16 protein-coding genes are annotated in these 19,165 nt (G+C 39.8%); 8 read left to right on the top strand and 8 right to left on the bottom strand.

Features of this window, described 5'->3' with window-relative positions:
- Window positions 1-90 precede the first annotated feature (90 nt).
- Window positions 91-3,246: a DUF2225 domain-containing protein gene (locus ABJD64_RS18715; protein ID WP_348180728.1), complete on the top strand. Its 3,156-nt coding sequence runs from the start codon at window positions 91-93 to the stop codon at window positions 3,244-3,246.
- 5 nt (window positions 3,247-3,251) lie between these two features.
- Here ABJD64_RS18715 and ABJD64_RS18720 read toward each other — a convergent pair whose 3' ends face one another.
- Window positions 3,252-3,746 carry an NUMOD4 domain-containing protein gene (locus ABJD64_RS18720; RefSeq protein ID WP_348180727.1) on the bottom strand — a complete coding sequence of 165 codons (495 nt, stop codon included), beginning with the start codon at window positions 3,744-3,746 and terminating at the stop codon, window positions 3,252-3,254.
- Window positions 3,747-3,919: 173 nt separating this feature from the next.
- On the opposite strand from ABJD64_RS18720, the gene ABJD64_RS18725 reads away from it, so the two are divergent.
- The 3 genes from ABJD64_RS18725 to ABJD64_RS18735 are packed head-to-tail and all read left to right on the top strand — an operon-like array spanning window position 3,920 to window position 6,430.
- On the top strand, window positions 3,920-5,590 hold the full coding sequence (locus ABJD64_RS18725; RefSeq protein WP_348180726.1) for a formate--tetrahydrofolate ligase: 1,671 nt from the start codon (window positions 3,920-3,922) through the stop codon (window positions 5,588-5,590).
- Window positions 5,591-5,600: 10 nt separating this feature from the next.
- Window positions 5,601-5,906 (top strand): DUF4286 family protein, encoded by a 306-nt coding sequence (locus tag ABJD64_RS18730; protein WP_348180725.1) that lies wholly within the window; start codon window positions 5,601-5,603, stop codon window positions 5,904-5,906.
- Between the two features lie 26 nt (window positions 5,907-5,932).
- A complete protein-coding gene (locus tag ABJD64_RS18735) occupies window positions 5,933-6,430 on the top strand; it encodes a YdcF family protein (protein ID WP_348180724.1) in 498 nt (165 codons plus the stop codon).
- Between the two features lie 3 nt (window positions 6,431-6,433).
- Here ABJD64_RS18735 and ABJD64_RS18740 read toward each other — a convergent pair whose 3' ends face one another.
- Both ABJD64_RS18740 and serS read right to left on the bottom strand, forming a co-directional pair.
- Complete coding sequence (locus ABJD64_RS18740) at window positions 6,434-6,880, bottom strand: GNAT family N-acetyltransferase (RefSeq protein WP_348180723.1); 447 nt, start codon at window positions 6,878-6,880, stop codon at window positions 6,434-6,436.
- Between the two features lie 18 nt (window positions 6,881-6,898).
- On the bottom strand, window positions 6,899-8,173 hold the full coding sequence (gene serS / locus ABJD64_RS18745) for a serine--tRNA ligase (protein WP_348180722.1): 1,275 nt from the start codon (window positions 8,171-8,173) through the stop codon (window positions 6,899-6,901).
- A 296-nt stretch (window positions 8,174-8,469) separates the two neighbouring features.
- Between serS and rho the strand changes: the two genes are divergently transcribed.
- A complete protein-coding gene (rho, locus tag ABJD64_RS18750; protein WP_348180721.1) occupies window positions 8,470-10,092 on the top strand; it encodes a transcription termination factor Rho in 1,623 nt (540 codons plus the stop codon).
- Window positions 10,093-10,367: 275 nt separating this feature from the next.
- A complete protein-coding gene (locus ABJD64_RS18755; RefSeq protein ID WP_348180720.1) occupies window positions 10,368-11,102 on the top strand; it encodes a hypothetical protein in 735 nt (244 codons plus the stop codon).
- Between the two features lie 55 nt (window positions 11,103-11,157).
- Here ABJD64_RS18755 and recG read toward each other — a convergent pair whose 3' ends face one another.
- The 5 genes from recG to mutY are packed head-to-tail and all read right to left on the bottom strand — an operon-like array spanning window position 11,158 to window position 16,739.
- Window positions 11,158-13,254, bottom strand: coding sequence for an ATP-dependent DNA helicase RecG (recG, locus tag ABJD64_RS18760; protein WP_348180719.1), 2,097 nt, complete (start codon window positions 13,252-13,254; stop codon window positions 11,158-11,160).
- A gap of 9 nt (window positions 13,255-13,263) precedes the next feature.
- Window positions 13,264-13,836 carry a gliding motility lipoprotein GldD gene (gene gldD, locus ABJD64_RS18765; protein WP_348180718.1) on the bottom strand — a complete coding sequence of 191 codons (573 nt, stop codon included), beginning with the start codon at window positions 13,834-13,836 and terminating at the stop codon, window positions 13,264-13,266.
- A complete protein-coding gene (gene gldE / locus ABJD64_RS18770; protein ID WP_348180717.1) occupies window positions 13,833-15,155 on the bottom strand; it encodes a gliding motility-associated protein GldE in 1,323 nt (440 codons plus the stop codon). Before gldE ends, gldD begins: the two co-directional genes overlap by 4 nt.
- Window positions 15,156-15,177: 22 nt before the next feature.
- Window positions 15,178-15,621 carry a single-stranded DNA-binding protein gene (locus ABJD64_RS18775; RefSeq protein ID WP_348180716.1) on the bottom strand — a complete coding sequence of 148 codons (444 nt, stop codon included), beginning with the start codon at window positions 15,619-15,621 and terminating at the stop codon, window positions 15,178-15,180.
- A gap of 35 nt (window positions 15,622-15,656) precedes the next feature.
- Window positions 15,657-16,739 (bottom strand): A/G-specific adenine glycosylase, encoded by a 1,083-nt coding sequence (gene mutY / locus ABJD64_RS18780; protein WP_348180715.1) that lies wholly within the window; start codon window positions 16,737-16,739, stop codon window positions 15,657-15,659.
- A gap of 105 nt (window positions 16,740-16,844) precedes the next feature.
- Here mutY and ABJD64_RS18785 point away from each other — a divergent pair, with 105 nt between their 5' ends.
- Together ABJD64_RS18785 and ABJD64_RS18790 are read left to right on the top strand one after the other, a co-directional pair.
- Window positions 16,845-17,135 (top strand): HU family DNA-binding protein, encoded by a 291-nt coding sequence (locus ABJD64_RS18785; protein WP_348180714.1) that lies wholly within the window; start codon window positions 16,845-16,847, stop codon window positions 17,133-17,135.
- Between the two features lie 475 nt (window positions 17,136-17,610).
- Window positions 17,611-19,161 carry an Rne/Rng family ribonuclease gene (locus tag ABJD64_RS18790; RefSeq protein WP_348180713.1) on the top strand — a complete coding sequence of 517 codons (1,551 nt, stop codon included), beginning with the start codon at window positions 17,611-17,613 and terminating at the stop codon, window positions 19,159-19,161.
- Window positions 19,162-19,165: the final 4 nt, after the last annotated feature.

The raw sequence follows: 19,165 nt of genomic DNA on the forward strand, positions 1-19,165 counted from the left end.
TAAGTCAATTAAATACTTTGCGCGTGCAATATCAAATAAATTCTATTAAAATAGCAGATTAGACCTCCATTTCATCGAAATATACAAATAATGAAATTCAATATTGTAATAGTTCTAACCTGCCTGCTGAATTTGCTAGTTCAACCTTCAATTGCTCAAAAAGAGCTTGGAGATCTTCACTACCATCAGGGAGATACGTTTTTGCTATTCAATCGGCATGATAGTTCGATCATGCACTTCGAGAAAGCCAAGGAATTATACCTTAATGACCAATACTGGAGAGGTGTAGTGGCCAGTGACAATAAGATTGCCGAAAACCTTTGTGGTACGTTCGAACTCAAGAGGGCCATGGTAATTGCAAAAGAGGCCTATGACATGGCGCATGAAAAACTAGGTGAGTGGGACATCGAGAAGGCCACTGCCATGAACAACATTGGCAATATTCATTATCTCACTGGCCAGCATGAGCTAGCACTCGAAGAATATGAAAGGGCTTTGGAGTTGGCCAATCATGAAGTGCATGAAGAGGTTTTGTTTTCAGCGCCTACAAGTCTGGGCATTGGCAATGTGTATTTTGGTAAGCATCAATATGAAGAGGCATTTAAGCATTTCAAGACTGCGCTTGAAGCCAATCGCAAAATCCTGGGTGAAAATCACCCCTATGTGGCTAATTCATATTTGAGTTTAGGCAACCTATATAGAAACAAAGGCTCATACAATCTGGCAACCGAGTATTACGACAAGGCGCTGCAAATCAATATCACCGTCTTTGGGGAAAACCATCCTGATGTTGCTACCACCTATGTGGGTATAGGAGACATCTACAAAAACAAAAGTGCCTATGATTTGGCCATGCAATATTACCGCCAGGCTCTGGTGATCTATCAGGAGTTCCTTCATGAGAAGAATCCGAAATTTGGCGCAATCTATTTAGGCTTTGCTGATGTCTATAAGAACCAGGGTAATTATGACAAGGCGCTTGAGTATTATCAAAAAGCTTTGGACCTCTTTGAACAGACAATCGGATTGGAGCATCAAAACAGTGTCCGTAGTTTCCTTGGCGTGGGCAATACCTATATGTACCAGGAGAAATTTAGAGATGCACTTGACTATTACAACAAAGTGATGGATATCAACTTCAACCTGGTTGGTGAAAATCATGTGAATTCATCAGCAGCAAACAACAACCTGGGTAGTATTTACTATTTCTTTGGAGACTTTGAATTAGCGGTACGATATTTTAAGAAGGCGCTGGCCATCGATAAAAACATTCATGGACACGAACATCCAAATGTGGCCAATGGTTACTATAACCTTTCGAGAGTATATGGTGAAAAAGGTGAAATACGAACAGCCCTTGAATACTGTCAGGAAGCGATCAATGCAAGTATTATCGACTTCGATGACAAAAACGTTTTCATGAATCCGGTTCTTGTCAATTTCTTTGATAATAAAGACTTGCTGTGGTATTTGCAATTCAAGGGCCAATTACTCGAAGAAGGTTTCCGTAGGAGTGAGAATGTAAAAGGATTGGATATTTCACTTCACAGTTTTGTTTTGAGTGATAGCTTGGTGGAGCAAATCAGGCAGTCATATACAGATAGAAGAGATCAAATTGAATTGAGTGAAATGTCTGGCAGAATCTACGAGTCCTCTGTCAATGCGGCCTACTCACTCATCAATCTGATCAACGAAGAAAATGTAAAATATCTTGGCGCAGAGGCTACATACGAAGGTAAGAAAAGAGAATACGAAGATCGTTTTTTCTTTTTCACTGAAAAAAATAAAGGTGCTATACTTTTCTCCTCTTTGGCAGAATCCAATGCTATTTCGTTTGGTGGCATACCAGATACATTGTTGAGTCGAGAAAAAGAGCTGAAGACCATTATCAATAGCTACACACAGGAGCTTGCCGCTAATCCTGATCCGGAAATGGTGGAATTTTACCAGCGAGAATTATTTAAAGCCAATAGAGAATATGAGCAATTGATTGAGAAGTTTGAGTCAGACTATCCAAAGTACTATGACCTCAAGTATGATGTACATATCACCAAACTGGATGACATTCAGGAATTCTTAAATGACTCCACCATGATGTTGTCCTATTTTCTGACTTCCGATAGTATCTATGTGACTCAGATTGATAATTCAGGAATGAAGATTGATAAAGTCTACAAGAAAAGGGATTATGAAAAAGCCGTAAAGGCGGTAAGAAAAGGTGTACTCTACAAGAGTGATAAAATCTATACCAGCTATGCCAGAATGTTGCACGAGCAATTATTTCCAATGGAAATACCAGATCGAATTAAGAATATCATAGTTGTACAGGATGGCATTATGTCTACTATACCTTTTGAGGTGCTATTGACTGAGGATGTTGACTACAGGAATGTCGATTATGAGACACTGCCCTATTTGGTTAAGGATTACAACATCTCCTACACATTCTCAGCCAACCTGATTTATAAAACTTTTATGAATGACAAAATTGCCAGGCCAAAAGCCCCTAAAGAAGGAATGGTCATTGCACCCGTTGATTTTGACCATTCGCTAGAAGCTCTAAAAGAGGCCAAAAAACTTTCTTATGAAAAGGCAGATAGAGCAAAGAATCTGCGAAAAGGAATTTCAATTTCGGCTGAAGAGCTGAAGTCTTTACCCGGAACGGAAGTGGAAGTGCAACAAATTGATACCCTGTTTTCAAAAAATCAAAAGGTGGCGGACAAATACATGTATTACAATGCACAGGAAGAAATAGCAAAGTCTGGTACGATGGATCAATATAGGTATATCCATATAGCCTCTCACGGTTTTGTAAATCAGGAAGAACCGGAGTTTTCGGGAATTTTTATGACCAGGGATACACTTACCAAAGCTGAGGATGGTATTCTTTTTTCCGGAGAGGTCTATAATATCAACCTCAACGCGGAGTTGGTCTCACTGTCTGCTTGTGAAACAGGACTCGGTAAAATTTCCAATGGAGAAGGCATTATTGGACTGACTCGTGCCCTGATCTATGCGGGAGCAAAGAATATTACTGTTTCACTCTGGAAAGTCTCAGATGAATCTACCAAGCAGTTAATGATTGACTACTACGATAATTTTCTGCCACATGAAGTTCCAGCAGATTTGCACGAAAGCCTTAGCTACGCTTATGCTTTGAAAAAAGCAAAAGTCAGCATGATTGAAAAAGGAGGCAAATTTGCGCATCCATACTATTGGTCACCATTTGTACTAATTGGGAAATAAGGAGATTATGCTAACTTCCTGGGTCTGCCTTTGAAGATAGTCCCTTCCTTGAAACCATTTTTGTATTTCTGCTTACGCGTGCGCCAAACTTTGAAGTTGTTTTTGTTGCCCACTTCGAATTGGAATGCCATATGCTCTGATGGAGACACCCACTCCAGATTGGTGCTATTGTTGTTTTTTGAGTTGTTGTCCAAGTGTACGATCATGGTGTATTCGTCAGGCAACACATTAATACAAAAAGCATGTGCAACTTCTCTATGCGGGTAAACCGTCTTTCTTTTACCTTCATCGTTAAGCAGGTCCATAAAAAAGCACTTGCACGTTTTGTTCCAGCGCTGCTTCATCACTTTCTCTTTCAGAGTTATGTCTTTATTGGAACCGGTGTGAAATGTTTTACGCGTTTTTCTTCTAATCTTTCCCAAGTTGGATACTTCGTAGTTGGCAAAACCTGAAATAGTTTTCCAGACCTCAGCAATACGTTCGATTTTGTGTGCGGCCATAATGCGGTGGATTTAAGATTTACTTCAGTAAAAGTATGAACCACCAAACCCATTTGTAAAAAAGTTCGATGAACCTCCCGAAAAATATGATAACTTGGATTATTGGTAAGACAAAGCCTTTTTTGTTTCTTCCGAATTAGACTTATTTTGCCCCCAATTAAACACATCAACCCATGAATTCTGATTTAGAAATTTCTAAAGAAGCCAAGCTATTACCCATAACTGAAATAGGTAAGAAGCTTGATATACTTGAAGATGATTTGATTCCATACGGAAAGACCAAGGCCAAAATCCCCCTTTCGTATATTGACAAAGAAAAATACAGCGAGAATAATCTGATTTTGGTATCCGCGATTTCACCTACACCTGCCGGTGAGGGAAAAACTACCATGTCGATAGGGCTGACTGAGGCATTAAATAAAATTGGGAAGAAAACGACAGTAGTGCTCAGAGAACCATCGTTGGGCCCGGTTTTTGGGATTAAAGGAGGAGCCACAGGAGGCGGATATTCGCAGGTATTGCCTATGGAGGATATCAACCTACACTTTACAGGAGATTTTTCTGCGATCGAAAAGTCGAATAATCTACTCGCTGCACTGATCGATAACAACATACAGAACAAGAAAAACTCACTAGGCATCGACCCGAGGACGGTTACCTGGAAGAGAGTTATGGACATGAATGATCGGTCACTTCGGAACCTTATCGTCGGTTTGGGAGGAACGACCTCCGGAGTTCCGCGAGAAACAGGTTTTGACATCACCGCCGCCTCAGAAATTATGGCTATTTTATGTATGGCCGAAAACTTCTCTGATCTCAAGAAAAGACTGGGAAATATCTTTATTGGTTTCACATACACCAAAGAGCCTATTTATGCTCGTGACTTGAAGGCACATGGAGCCATGGCTGCTCTTCTCAAGGATGCAATCATGCCCAATTTGGTGCAAACCATGGAAGGCAACCCTGCCATTATTCATGGAGGCCCATTTGCGAATATCGCGCAAGGAACAAATTCAATAATTGCAACCAAGACAGGGCTTTCGTTATCAGAATACGTAGTTACCGAGGCAGGCTTTGGTTTCGACCTTGGAGCTGAAAAGTTCTTTGATATTAAGTGTGTGTCTGCTGGTCTGTCCCCGAAGGCTGTCGTCTTGGTGGCAACTGTTCGGGCATTGAAGTACCACGGCGGAGTTGCTGTTGCTGATTTACAAAAAGAAAATTTGGAAGCATTGGACAAAGGGCTGGCCAATCTGGAAAAACATGTAGAAAATATTGATCTTTTCAATATCCATCCGGTAGTTGCCATCAATAAGTTTACCTCCGATACCGATGCAGAGATTGATCTTATCCGAACCAGATGCCTGGAACTTGGTGTGAAGGTAGAGATAGCTGATGTTTGGGGTCAGGGAGGCAATGGAGCTATCGAACTGGCCAAGGATGTGGTAGCCACGGTAGAGGCCAATAATGTTAAATTCACCCCTATGTACGACTGGTCTCAATCTGTAGAAGAAAAGATTGACATCCTGGCGAAGAAAATTTACGGTGCAAAAGCTATTGATTACACTGCTAAGGCTAAGGCAAACCTTAAGAAAATAGATCGATTGGGCTTATCCGGCTTACCGGTTTGCATTGCAAAAACGCAAAAATCTTTATCGGATAATCCGGCATTGCTTGGTCGCCCAAAAGATTTCGTCGTAACGGTTCGCGAAATTGAGATTGCCGCAGGAGCAGGATTTTTAGTTCCAATAACAGGATCCATTATGCGTATGCCTGGATTGCCTGAGCACCCCGCTTCAGAAAAGATTGACATCACAGACGATGGTACGATTGAAGGTTTGTTTTAATTTTGCCCTCATGATATTATATAATGTTACGGTAAGCGTCGATGAAAGTATAGAAGCAGATTGGCTTCTTTGGATGAAAACGGACCACATTCCTAGAGTAATGGACACGGGTTTTTTTGTCGAAAGAAAAATTTTCAAGTTGCTATCACATGAGCAAGAAGGCGCGATCACCTATGCCATTCAATATTTTGCTGATAGTATCAATCATATCAACCAATATCAGGAAAAGCATGCCGAGGCTTTGCAGTCGGAACATACAGAGAAGTTCAAGGACAAATTTGTAGCTTTTCGAACCATGTTAGAACATATAGATTAGTCGAAATAGTTTTTACTTTCTAAACCATGTATCATGAAAAGCTTCTCGTTGTATTGGGTTCGCCAAACTCTTCGATCGGCGAGTTGAGCACTACTGCCATGGAGAGGCTGGATTGTTGTGCTAAAATGTATCATGAACAAAGGTGTAGCATTTTGTGCACGGGAGGTTGGGGTGAACATTTTAACCTAGCCAAAGAACCTCATGCTGAATATGCCAAAAGATATTTGTCTCCAAAGGGAGTACTAAGAAGTGATATTTTGGAATTTGCGCTATCTCAGAATACGGTACAAGACGCTGTCAAAACAAAGGAAATCATATCAAAGCTTAAATTTGATAGCATTACAGTTATAACATCTGATTATCATTTAGATAGGGCGCGATTAATTTTCGATGAGATTCTAATTCATCCCAATCTCATGTACGTAGGAACCACCAGTAAATTGTCCCAGTCCGAATTAGATTCACTAAAGAAGCACGAGATAAAGGCTATCAATCAAATAAAAAAAAACGGCCTTTATTATTAAGACCTACTCAAAATCAATATGGCAATTGAGCCATTCTTCGTCAAATGATGTCTCGTATTTTTTGTAAAAGTTGATAGCAGGCTCGTTCCAGTCGAGCACCTGCCACATCATACCGCTGGCTCCCTTCTCTTTACCAAATCGGATCATTTCATCGAATAGAATTTTTCCTGCGCCTTTTCCACGAAGGGCTTCTGTTACGATCAAGTCTTCCAGATACAATCGTTTTCCTTTCCAGGTAGAATATCGCCAGTAGTACACCGCAGCTCCAACTATCTCACCATCCAGTTCGACTACAAAAAAACCAAACACAGCAGAAGGCCCGAAACCCTCTATTTTCATTCGTTCTACAGTGTTTGATACGTTGTGCTCCCCATTCTCATAAATTGCTAATTCTCTAATGAGTTCAAGCAATCGTGGTAGGTCTTCTTCAGTTCCTTTTCTTAGATTCATGCCTATTGATCGTATTTTCTACGATATGGTTTCGAATCTGGTGTAAGGATGCAAGACAGCGGGTAAATTGATGCCCGAAGAGGTTTGGCCATTTTCTAGAATGGCGGCAATTATTCTTGGCAATGCCAGAGCACTTCCGTTCAGCGAGTGTAATAAATGTTTGCCGTTGTTTTCATCTCTATATCGCAACTTCAATCGGTTCGTCTGATAAGCCTTGAAATTACTCACAGAACTTACTTCCAACCATCTATTCTGTGCAGCAGAATATACTTCGAAGTCATAGGTGATGTTTGATGTAAATCCGAGGTCTCCGGCACATAGTTTCAGAATTCGGTAAGGTAACTCTAACTTCTTTAGAAGACTTTCAACATGAGATACCATGTCCTTTAGAGTATCAAAAGACTTGTCCGGATGCTGAATCTGTACAATCTCCACTTTGTCAAATTGATGTAATCTGTTGAGCCCTCTTACGTGCGCTCCCCAAGAGCCGGCCTCTCTTCTAAAGCAAGGAGTAAACCCAACATTTTTAATTGGCAAATCCTTTTCATCGAGTATCACATCACGATATAAATTAGTAATCGGGACTTCGGCTGTAGGTATCAGATATAAGTCAGAATCTGAAATATGATACATCTGGCCTTCCTTATCTGGCAATTGTCCAGTTCCACGTCCGGAGGCCTCATTGACCACCACTGGTGGTTGCACTTCATTGTAGCCAGCTTTCTCCGCCTCATCCAGAAAAAAATTGACCAATGCACGCTGGAGTTTAGCCCCTTTACCCTTGTAAACCGGGAAACCTGCGCCTGTGATTTTAATACCGAGATCAAAATCTATAATGTCATATTTCTTTATCAGTTCCCAGTGCGGAAGAGCATCATCACCCACTTCTGGTAATTGATCTACTGTGAACATTACTTCATTGTCATCTTCACTATTTCCGGCAGGCACTTCATCATTTGGAATGTTTGGAATTTGATAAAGCTTTTCATCAAGTGATGTTTTGGTTTCATCTAACACCTGACCCAATTCCTTACTTTGTGCCTTTAGCTCTGACGTTTTGTTTTTTGCTTCATTCGCTTCATCTTGCTTACCTTCTTTCATTAGTAAACCGATTGACTTCGAGATTTTGTTGGATTCAGCAAGTATTTCATCCAATCGTGTCTGTGTGCTTTTTCTCTTTTCGTCCAAAACCAACACTTCTTGAAGTATTTCTGAGGCATTTGCAATACCCCTTTTTTCTAATCCAGCAATGAATTCGGCTTTGTTTTCTCTAATGTCTGAAACAATTAACATAGGGTTCTAATTTTTGAAAGGCAAATTTATATGATCATCCGACACGTACGCTATATAAGATCAAAGAATCAAGTAAGAAATAATCAGATTTCAGCAGAATAGAGGCGTTACAAATATTTTTGAGTAAATTTGTGTTATAATATTAGTTGTCATATAATTGTGGCACTTATATGCATTTGGGCTTAGATAGCTATCCGGCAATCAAAATAGGCCAATCTTCATTACTATAATATTTCAAAAATATTTCATTTCAAGACGCTTATATCATTAAGCACAATTTCTACTAATTAATTATCATGTATAAAATTGAAGAATTGAATGACAGACTGCTTTCTGAGCTAAAGGAAATTGCGGATAGTCTGGGCATCAAAAACTACAAAAAGGCAGCGAAAAAGGATTTGATCTACAAAATTCTGGACGAGCAAGCTATCAATCCACAGCCTGCAGCTGAAAAAAAGGCGGAGGAGCAAAAGAAGGAGAAGACAAGCGAAAAAACTGAAAACAAAAAAGAAGCAAAGTCTGACAATAAGAAATCAAAATCTGCAGATGACTTATTAGGATCATTCAATTTAGAAGCAGAATCAAAGCCAAGGAATGGAGATTCTAAGGAAAAATCTGAAAAACCGGCAGCAGAAACCAAAGAACAAAATAAGGACGAGGTAAAATCAGAATCAGGAGACAGAACTCCTCGCGAGAAGGAAGAAAGAAAAGATCGTGGAGACCGTAATGATCGTGGAGAGAAAAAAGAAAGAAGACCAGATCAAAAATCCAAAAAGGCTGAATACAACGAAAAAATAAAGGAGTTTGATGGGGTTATTGAAAACGGAGGTGTACTGGAGATCATGCAGGATGGCTATGGTTTCCTAAGATCAGGAGACTACAACTATCTGGCCAGCCCGGATGATATTTACGTGTCACCGTCTCAAATCAAGTTATTTGGTCTGAAAACAGGAGATTCAGTTTTAGGACAGATTCGTCCTCCAAAAGACGGAGAGAAGTACTTTGCGTTGTTGAGAGTAAGTTCTGTAAACGGAAAGACCACTGAAGAAATAAGAGACCGAGTACCGTTCGAATACCTTACTCCACTATTCCCGGAAGAAAAATTAAACCTAAGCTATAAGCCAAGTGATTACTCAACGAGAGTAATGGATATGTTCTCTCCAATTGGAAAAGGACAAAGGGGTATGATCGTTGCACAACCTAAGACGGGTAAAACGGTCTTGCTTAAGAATGTAGCTAATGCCATAGCAGAAAACCATCCTGAGGTATACTTAATGATCTTGTTGATTGATGAAAGGCCTGAGGAAGTTACCGATATGGCCAGAAGTGTAAAGGCAGAAGTAATTGCTTCTACCTTTGATGAGCAAGCAGAGAGACACGTGAAAGTGGCTAACATCGTGCTTGAAAAAGCAAAAAGAATGGTAGAATGTGGACACGATGTCGTGATACTCTTGGATTCTATCACACGATTGGCTAGAGCGCACAACACGGTAGTACCCTCCAGCGGCAAGATTCTTTCTGGTGGTGTAGATGCAAATGCATTGCACAAACCGAAAAGGTTCTTTGGGGCAGCTAGAAATGTAGAGAATGGAGGTTCATTAACAATCTTGGCAACTGCACTGATTGAGACTGGCTCTAAGATGGATGAGGTAATCTTTGAAGAATTCAAAGGTACAGGTAACATGGAACTTCAGTTGGACAGAAAACTATCCAACAAACGAGTTTACCCTGCTATCGATATTCCAGCTTCTGGTACGAGAAGAGAGGATTTGTTGATCGATAAGGAAGAATTGGCAAGAATCTGGATATTGAGAAAATTCATGGACGACATGAACTCAAACGAGGCCATGGAATTCTTACTTGGCAAGATGAAAGGCACAAGAAACAACCAGGAATTTTTGGTGTCAATGAACGGATAAAACCGTTAGATAATATTAATAAGAAAGCCATTCCAAATTGTCGGAATGGTTTTTTGCATTTTATACAGTCTAAGTTAGAATATTCTAACATATCAGAACCCGTCAGGTTTGATTTGAAGTGACTATTTTTTTTTATAAATTTAATTCGGCTTATCAGATACACTAGTTCATTTTATCTATATTTGGAAATAAGCTGCACCAGCTCATGAATAGAAACATTTGTTGAGATTTGGAGCAAAACATTATTAGAATCCACTTTACTTAAGCTTAACGCTATGAACAAAATTGATCAAAGCCTACTGGATACTTGGAATTTGTATGGAAACTATGTTTCATACATAATTGCGACTGTCGGTGTGTTGATCCTTCTCGGTCATCTATTCAAGTTAATGATCACTAAGGACTACAAGGCAAAATATGATTACATCAACATGTATGAGATTAACTTGCTCTGGTATAGTGCTTTGTTGGTTATCATTGCCTTGGCTGTATATGCAAATACTCTGGTATCAGAGTCAGGGATGATGTGGTTTTTCGTCCGACTATTTGTGAGCACGATGTTTGCCATAATAGCAGGAGTAATTGTTCAGAACATACTCAAATTTTACTATCCATTTTACATTGAAAAGAGACTGAAGTTATTGCGATTCGCTCCTAGAATGTCTCCCGAAGGACGGCCCATGAAACTTTTGAGTGAGGAGGAAGAAGATGTTTATTTGGACGAAGGAATGCAGGCCGAAGAAGATGCTTTTTCAGTTGACTATGATGTGTGGATAGACGAGGAATCAGGGTTTACTAAGATAGAAAAGTACAATGGTAGACTTCATGCATTGAAGTGCAATGAATGCAACTATCAGACGCTAAAAGTAAATAAAGAAGAAATTGTTCAATCTGCCACGGCAGAGGCGGATGGAGAGCTGGTGAAATATTTTACGTGTGGCTACTGTGGTCACAAAGAGAAAAAATCCTTTACCATCGCTAAATTGAAGGCTCCAACAGAGGCAGGTTAACAAACCCTTGTTGTAAAGAAATCAAAAACCACTCAACTGAGTGGTTTTTTTCTTTCTAAGAAATAGCACTCCACTTCAACGAAGCGATTTGATCCTTACTCAGATGTTTGGCTATCCGAGTATGAGATGGTGAGGTCAATTCCGGATCGTCGTCAATGATTTGCTCAGCCAATAACCTGGCCTTTTTCAACAACTCTCCATCCGTAGTCAGATCAGCGACTTTTAGGTCCAGCAATCCACTTTGTTGCGTACCCATCAAGTCACCGGGGCCACGTAATTCCAGATCTTTTTCAGCGATCTCAAAACCATCCGTAGTGGCCACCATGCAGCCGATGCGTTCACGTGCTTCCCTGGAGATTTTGCTGCCCGTCATCAAGATACAGTAAGACTGGTCAGCCCCGCGTCCTACTCGACCTCTCAACTGGTGCAACTGCGACAAACCAAATCGCTCAGAATTTTCTATCACCATTACTGAAGCATTGGGCACATTTACCCCTACTTCTATTACTGTGGTAGCGACCATGATCTTGGTTTCGCCCCTAACAAAACGATCCATCTCGAAGTCCTTGTCCTTAGATTTCATCTTGCCGTGCAGGATGCTCAATGGAGTATTGGGAAAAGCTCGTGAAATACTTTCATACCCATCCATCAAATCTTTGTAGTCAAGTGTGCTGGACTCTTCTATCAGCGGGTAGACAATATACACTTGCCTACCTAAGTCTATCTCACGCCTGATAAAACCAAATAATTTCAACCTCGACGAGTCATACAAATGAGAAGTTTTAATTGGTTTTCTTCCCTTTGGTAGTTCTCGAATGGTTGATATCTCCAAATCACCATAGAGGGTCATGGCCAGCGTCCTCGGAATAGGAGTTGCAGTCATTACAAGTACATGAGGATATACGTGCTTGTTTTTTTGCCAGAGCTTCGCACGTTGCGCAACTCCAAATCGATGTTGCTCGTCGATCACAACCAGACCCAGTCGATTGAATTGGACATCGTTTTCAATCAATGCATGAGTGCCTACCAGAATATTCATCTCACCGGAAGCCAATTCTTCCAGGTACTTTTTACGAGCACTTTTTTTGGTAGAGCCGGTAATTAAACGAATCTTAAGTCCAAGCTTTTCGCAATATTCGGCTAGACCTTGATAATGCTGAATGGCCAGAATTTCAGTAGGCGCCATGATGGCCGTTTGAAAACCACTCCCAATGGCAATCAACATACAGACGAATGCTGTAATGGTCTTGCCGCTTCCCACATCTCCCTGCAGCAATCGATTCATCTGATAACCAGACTGCAGGTCTGTATAGATTTCCTTGATCACCTGCTTCTGAGAGTCAGTCAGCTCAAAGGGTTTATGATTGGTGTAGAAGTCGTGAACCAAATGGCTCTTTTGGAAAACGATCCCTTTGTGCACTTCTTTCTTGTCAGATTTTTCCCTGAATATTTTCAACTGGATAAAAAACAGTTCATCAAACTTCAATCGCTCTAGGGCTCGGTTTTTTGCCTCCGCATCCGGTGGAAAGTGAGTGTGCTTGAGTGCTGTTTTTAGATCGACTAAATGCATTTTGCTCAACACATCATGGTCTACTGTTTCGGTAAGTGCAAAGCCTTGAGACTTAAAAAGCTCTTGCATTATTTTAACAATCGCCTTGCTATCTAAGTATCTTTTTTTAAGCTTTTCTGTTGTGGCATATATGGGGAGCAAACTTTTTTTACCGGCTTCATTGGCAGGGGTAAGGACTTCGATTTCAGGATGACTGATTGAATACTTGGTTTGGAATAAGGAGGGTTTGCCATAAACAATATAGGGAACGCCAGGCTTCAGTTTACCTTTCATCCAATTGACACCTTTAAACCAAACCAGTTCTATTTGTCCTGTTTTGTCCTGAAATGATGCGGTAAGCCTTTGTTTTCTCGCTGCACCTACTACTTCTACTTTGCGAATTACTCCTTTTATCTGGACATTGTCAATTTCAGGAATAATTTGGCTGATGGTCTGAAAATGTGACCGATCCTCGTATCGAAAGGGAAAATGATAAATGAGATCGAGATAAGTTTGAATGCCGAGCTCTTCGTTGAGTAGTTTGGCCTTGGCCGGACCTACACCTTTCAGAAACTCAATTTTTGTATCCATGAAGCTCGACATGCCCTAAGCTTATTGATCCCAACTTAAAGTGTTGAGCATGTGAAGCATATCCATTTTGACGTAGTTGATCACAGGGCGAAGTGAGTCATTTTGTGTGGCTGTTTTAAAATAGAGTGCGCAACGAAGAAAGTGTTTGGTAGAATCGGTGACATGAAATTGAAACTGAGTAGGCACCTCACCTGAAAGCTCCATAACTGTGGCCTTGATACCATTGTTCAATGAAATTACGCTCTCATCAATGGCATATGCCTTCACTCGATGTTCGGAAGTCAATCGATAAGAATCACTAAGATATTCTTCAAGTGTCTGACGGTTGTTGACAGGCTTGTAGGTTACTTGTATGTTTGCTCCTAGCTGTTCATAGTAGAGATCGAACCAATAACGTTCAGCAATCCATGAGCTGTCTTTGAGAATGGTTGCTTGAGTTGAATACTCGAGACGAAACGGGAATGAGTCGGCTAACATTTGGTATTTGGCTGGGGTTAGGTCTATTCTGTTGAAGCCTTTTGGTTTTGGGTTGAAGTTTTTTTCTCCACAACTCATTATTACTACCGCCAATATGCAAAACCACTTCCTCATCATCTTGTAATATGTACTCTTACTTTCTTAATTCTCTTGTCATTGACGGCCACAGCCGTGAAAAGGAAATTGTCAAAGGCAATTTTTTCACCTGCGTTTGGCAACATGGCATGTATTTCAAGTAACAGCCCTCCTAAAGATTCGCTTTCTCCTTTTACTGCATCAAAGGTCTTGTGATCCACTCCAGCGAGCTTACAAAAATCCATTAATGAGGTTTTGCCTTCGAAAATGAAGGTGTTATTGTCCAGCTTACTATATGCCACATCCGAATCTTCATCGAATTCATCGTTGATTTCACCAACAATTTCTTCGATCACGTCTTCCATGGTTATAAGTCCTGATGTACCTCCATATTCATCTACTACTATGGCTATGTGAATTCTCTTTTCCTGAAAGTCTTTGAAGAGCGTGTCAATTTTTTTTGTTTCTGGTACAAAAAAGCCTGGCCTTAGAAGCTCTTGCCATTTAAAGCTATCTTCTTCGTTGACATGCGGAAGTAAATCTTTGATATATAAAATACCTTCAATTTTATCTATAGTTTCTTTGTAAACGGGGATTCTGGAGTAGCCGGTCTTATTTATTTGATTCATCAATTCATGAAAATCTGTTTCCAGGTCGATGGCAGTAATATCCATTCTGGACTTCATTACCTGTTTCACTGACAATGTGCCAAAATTTACGATTCCTTTTAAGATTCCTTTTTCCTCTTCGGTAGTTTCATCTTCGGCGGCCAGATCCAGCGCTTGGTTGAGATCATCTACTGAAACTACATAACCCCTTCTTTCAATTCTTCGCTCGATAACATTGCTGACCTTTATGAGTAACCAGGCCAAAGGTTGAAACACTTTAAAGGAAATGGATAATAGAGTAGCTGTCCTTTTGGCAAATGCCATGTTGTTTTGATTGGCGTAAACTTTAGGTACAATTTCTCCGAGGAAGACCATGAGAAAAGTGATGACAATCGTTAGGGCCACAATGATCGCTCCTCCGGACAAAACATCTCCCAGGATGGCTGCTGTGACATAAGTCGAAAGCATGACTATTGAAATATTGATAAAATTGTTTAATATCAATATAGTAGCCAGAAGTTGCTTCGGATGCTTCAATAAAGCTGCTATTTTCTTTCTTGCGTTACCTTTGGTTTGCTCCGCTTCTAGCAGTTGATCATGAGTTAAAGAAAAATAGGCCACTTCTGATCCTGACACTAGCGCAGACCCCAGAAATAAGAGACTAACGCCAATAATACTGAAAATCAGTAGATAAACTTGGCCACTGGTAAGAAGTGCAGTCAATATTAAATTTCCCGGGAGTGGGTCGTCCATTGGTGTGTGTTACAGTTTCAGATTAAAACGGCAGATCATCAATTTCGTTCGATTCTTCTATAGGCGCAGTTTCTGCCGCTGGGCTACTGGTAGACTGCGTACTCGTAGCTGGCGCTCCAGCTCCTTCGGGTCTTGATGGCCCGCCCAATAATGTCATTTCACGTCCTACAACTTCAGTAATATACTTGGTGACTCCATCTTTGTCCTCGTAGGAACGCGACGTTAGTTTACCTTCTATATAGACTTGATTCCCTTTATTTAAATATTTTTCGGCAATCTCGGCAAGCGGCGTCCATAGAACCACATTGTGCCATTCAGTATTAGTTACTTTTTCACCCTGCTTATTTTTGTAAGTTTCACTGGTGGCTATTGAAAAATTGGCTACCGCGCGGCCATTTTCAAGATGTCTTACCTCTGGGTCTTTACCCAAATTCCCTAATAAAATTACCTTATTTACTCCTGCCATTTTTTACTTTTAAAAGGTTGATTCGTAAGTTTAATTTACTGACAAAACACGTTATTCAAAAACGATTCAATGGGTTTAGGTACTGCATGATTGCTTAGCTGATTAATTGATACAGATCGCATTTCTTTGTCCTTACCTATATTATCATATGTTCGTTTATCAACCGTTTCATACACATGAAATTTAATGTGTAGTTTTTGATGTGTCAATTGATGAACTATTTCTTCTGATGAATATTGTAATTTTGTGTTTTCAAAGTTACTGCTTTTTAAGCTCTTTTTAGTCTCTTGTAAATCGAATTCGAAAAGACCGGCCCATATGTCTCCATCTTCTCTCTGTTGTACTAGGACCTGATGGTTGAAAGTGAAAATCTGATAGTTGAAATATCGGTGCTTTATTTTTATATTTTTCGACTTAATGGGCAATATGCCAATCATGTCTTTTTGCTTTGCAAAGCAATGAGTAGAAAACATGCAACCTTCACAATTTGGAGATTTAGGTGTACATTCTGTAGCCCCGAATTCCATCATAGCTTGATTAAAATCACCAGGATTCTTAGCCGGAATTAGCTCAGATGCTTTTGCGAAAAAAATTTGAAAGCTGCTAGCTTTTGCAATATCATCCGATATGCCAAATAATCTGGAAAGCACTCGGAATACATTGCCATCAATAGTAGGTACAGCCTCATTATAGCAAATCGACGCTAAAGCCGCCGCAGTGTATTTACCCACTCCCTTGAGTTTTTGCAGCTCCACATAATTATTTGGGAACTCTCCTGCATACTGCTCTACAATGGTTTTAGCGCATTGATGCATGTTTCTCGCTCTTGAATAATAGCCTAACCCTTGCCAAAGCTTAAGGATCTCATCCAGATCGGCTGACGCAAAGTCATTGACTGTATTAAATGATTCAGTAAACTTTAGGTAATAGGGCAAGCCTTGATTTACTCGAGTCTGTTGTAAAATGACTTCCGATAACCATACCTTGAAGGGGTCCCGGGTTTCTCTCCATGGAAGGTGCCGTTTATTGATTTGATACCATTCCAAAAGTTGTGTTGAAAACCATTCTAGCTTGGTATCATCTAAACCTGCTTTGAAAGCCGTGTTAATATTTCTCAATAATTGATTTTTTGTGTTTATTTGCCCTCTGAAATCGTTGAATTTCAGGCAACTAAATTAGTTTGTAATTTATTTATCCTATTATTTATATCTAAAAAATTAGAGGTGACAAAAGCAGATGTGATCAACGAGATAGCAGAAAAGACAGGAATTGACCGATTGGACGTTCAGGCATCAGTAGAAGCTTTTTTTTCTGTAGTAAAAAATTCAATGGCTGACGGCGAAAACATCTACGTTCGTGGCTTCGGAAGTTTTATCAATAAGAAAAGAGCAAAAAAGATTGCTAGAAACATTTCAAAAAATACTGCTATCATTATTGATGAGCACTATATTCCAAGTTTTAAACCCTCTAAGGTTTTCATTGAAAAAATAAAAAGTAGCAAGAAGATTGGATAGTCTTTGCTTTCCAAATCCAGATGCTCACACGCCATAGACCTTTATATATAGGGATTTGATCTTTGCGGTTCTATCGAAATAGGACTAATTCTTTTTAAGATTAAAAAAAGTACTATCTTTGCGGACTATTTGAAGAGGTATTCTCTATTAACGAGATTTGATATTTTATCAAAAGCCGAATTGCGAATTGGAACGATTGAAAGATCATCTTAATGAGGGCGACTGAAAGAAGGTGATTAGAAAATATAAATAGGCAGAGATGATCAAATAAAATTTGATCTTGACGCACAAAAAATTAAAGGAATTTAGAACATTTAAAGAATTTAGATTATGCCTTGCGGTAAGAAAAGAAAAAGACATAAGATATCTACCCACAAAAGAAAAAAGAGGCTAAGAAAGAACAGACACAAGAAAAAATAATTGTGCTTTCTTGGGTTGTTTGAATTAATATTTGAACCTATAAAACGTATCAATTTTGAGTAACGAATTAATCATAAATTCAACTCAGAACGGATGTCGAATAGCCCTATTAAAAGATAAAAAATTAGCCGAGTTTCATCAAGACAATGATGGACATCAATTTAATGTAGGCGACATATACTTGGGATCAGTGAAAAAGGTTGTTCCCGGGCTTAATGCCGCTTTTGTAGACATTGGATATGAAAAAGATGCCTTCCTACATTATTTAGATCTCGGCCCCCAATTGCAATCATTGATGAAATGCACCAAACAGGTGATTTCCGGTAAGATTTCCGGAAAGAATCTGAATGGATTTAAGAGATTGCCCGATATCAATAAGTTGGGGAAAATGAACCAGGTTTTAACAAAAAACCAACGTGTTCTTGTACAGGTAGTAAAAGAACCTATATCAACAAAAGGGCCCAGATTATCCAGTGAGTTGTCGATAGCCGGAAGATACTTGGTACTCGTACCATTTTCCGATGCTGTCAGTGTTTCCAAAAAAATTGGAGACAGTAATGAAAGGAAGCGGTTGCTTCGACTAATCACCTCTATCAAGCCGGAGAATTTCGGCGTAATAATCAGAACGGTTGCCTCTGGTAAGGACGTAGCTGAGCTGGACAGAGACTTAAGTGGATTGGTGGAAAAGTGGTCTTCAGGCATGCAAAAACTGAAGAAAGCTAAACCAAACGAAAAAGTCATTGGCGAAATGAATCGCGCCAATTCTATTCTTCGAGATGTATTGAATGAGTCGTTCGACAGTATTGTTGTAGATGACAAAGCATTATACAAGGATGTAAAAAGCTTTATTCATGACATCGCTCCCGACAAGGAAAAAATTGTAAAGCTATATACCGGTAGGGTCAAAATGTTTGAGTCTTACGGTATTGAAAAACAGCTAAAAGGTCTGTTTGGACAATCTGTAAGTATAGATGGCGGAGGCTATTTGATCATCGAACACACAGAGGCACTACATGTCATTGATGTGAATAGTGGCAACAAATCGAATGCTGAAGATAATCAGGAAAACACAGCGCTTAAGGTAAACCTTGATGCTGCGAAGGAAATAGCCCGACAGTTGAGACTTCGTGATATGGGAGGCATCATCGTGATCGACTTCATAGACATGAGAAAAGCAGAGAACAAGAAGCTGCTTTTTCAGAGAATGAAGGACGAGATGAAGAATGACCGTTCGAAGTTTACCGTTTTGCCTTTATCGAAGTTTGGGTTGATGCAAATCACTAGGCAGCGAGTCAGACCTGAAGTAGATATAAAAACAAGGGAAGTTTGTCCGGCCTGTAATGGTACGGGTAAAATCACCGCTTCAATACTGGTGGCAGATCAGGTTGAAAAGGATATTGATCACTTGTTGTTGAAGCAAAATGAGAAGAAGCTGACTATTGCTGTACATCCGTACCTGTTTGCTTTTTTCACTAAAGGCTTTATTTCCAAACAATGGAAATGGTATTTCAAGTATCGAAGATGGATCAATTTGGTAGAGGACTCCTCAATACCAGTTACACAATATAATTTCCTTAACGGATTAGGAGAAGAGATCGAACTTTAAGTTC

Source organism: Reichenbachiella sp. (assembly GCF_039944555.1).
GTDB lineage: Bacteria > Bacteroidota > Bacteroidia > Cytophagales > Cyclobacteriaceae > Reichenbachiella.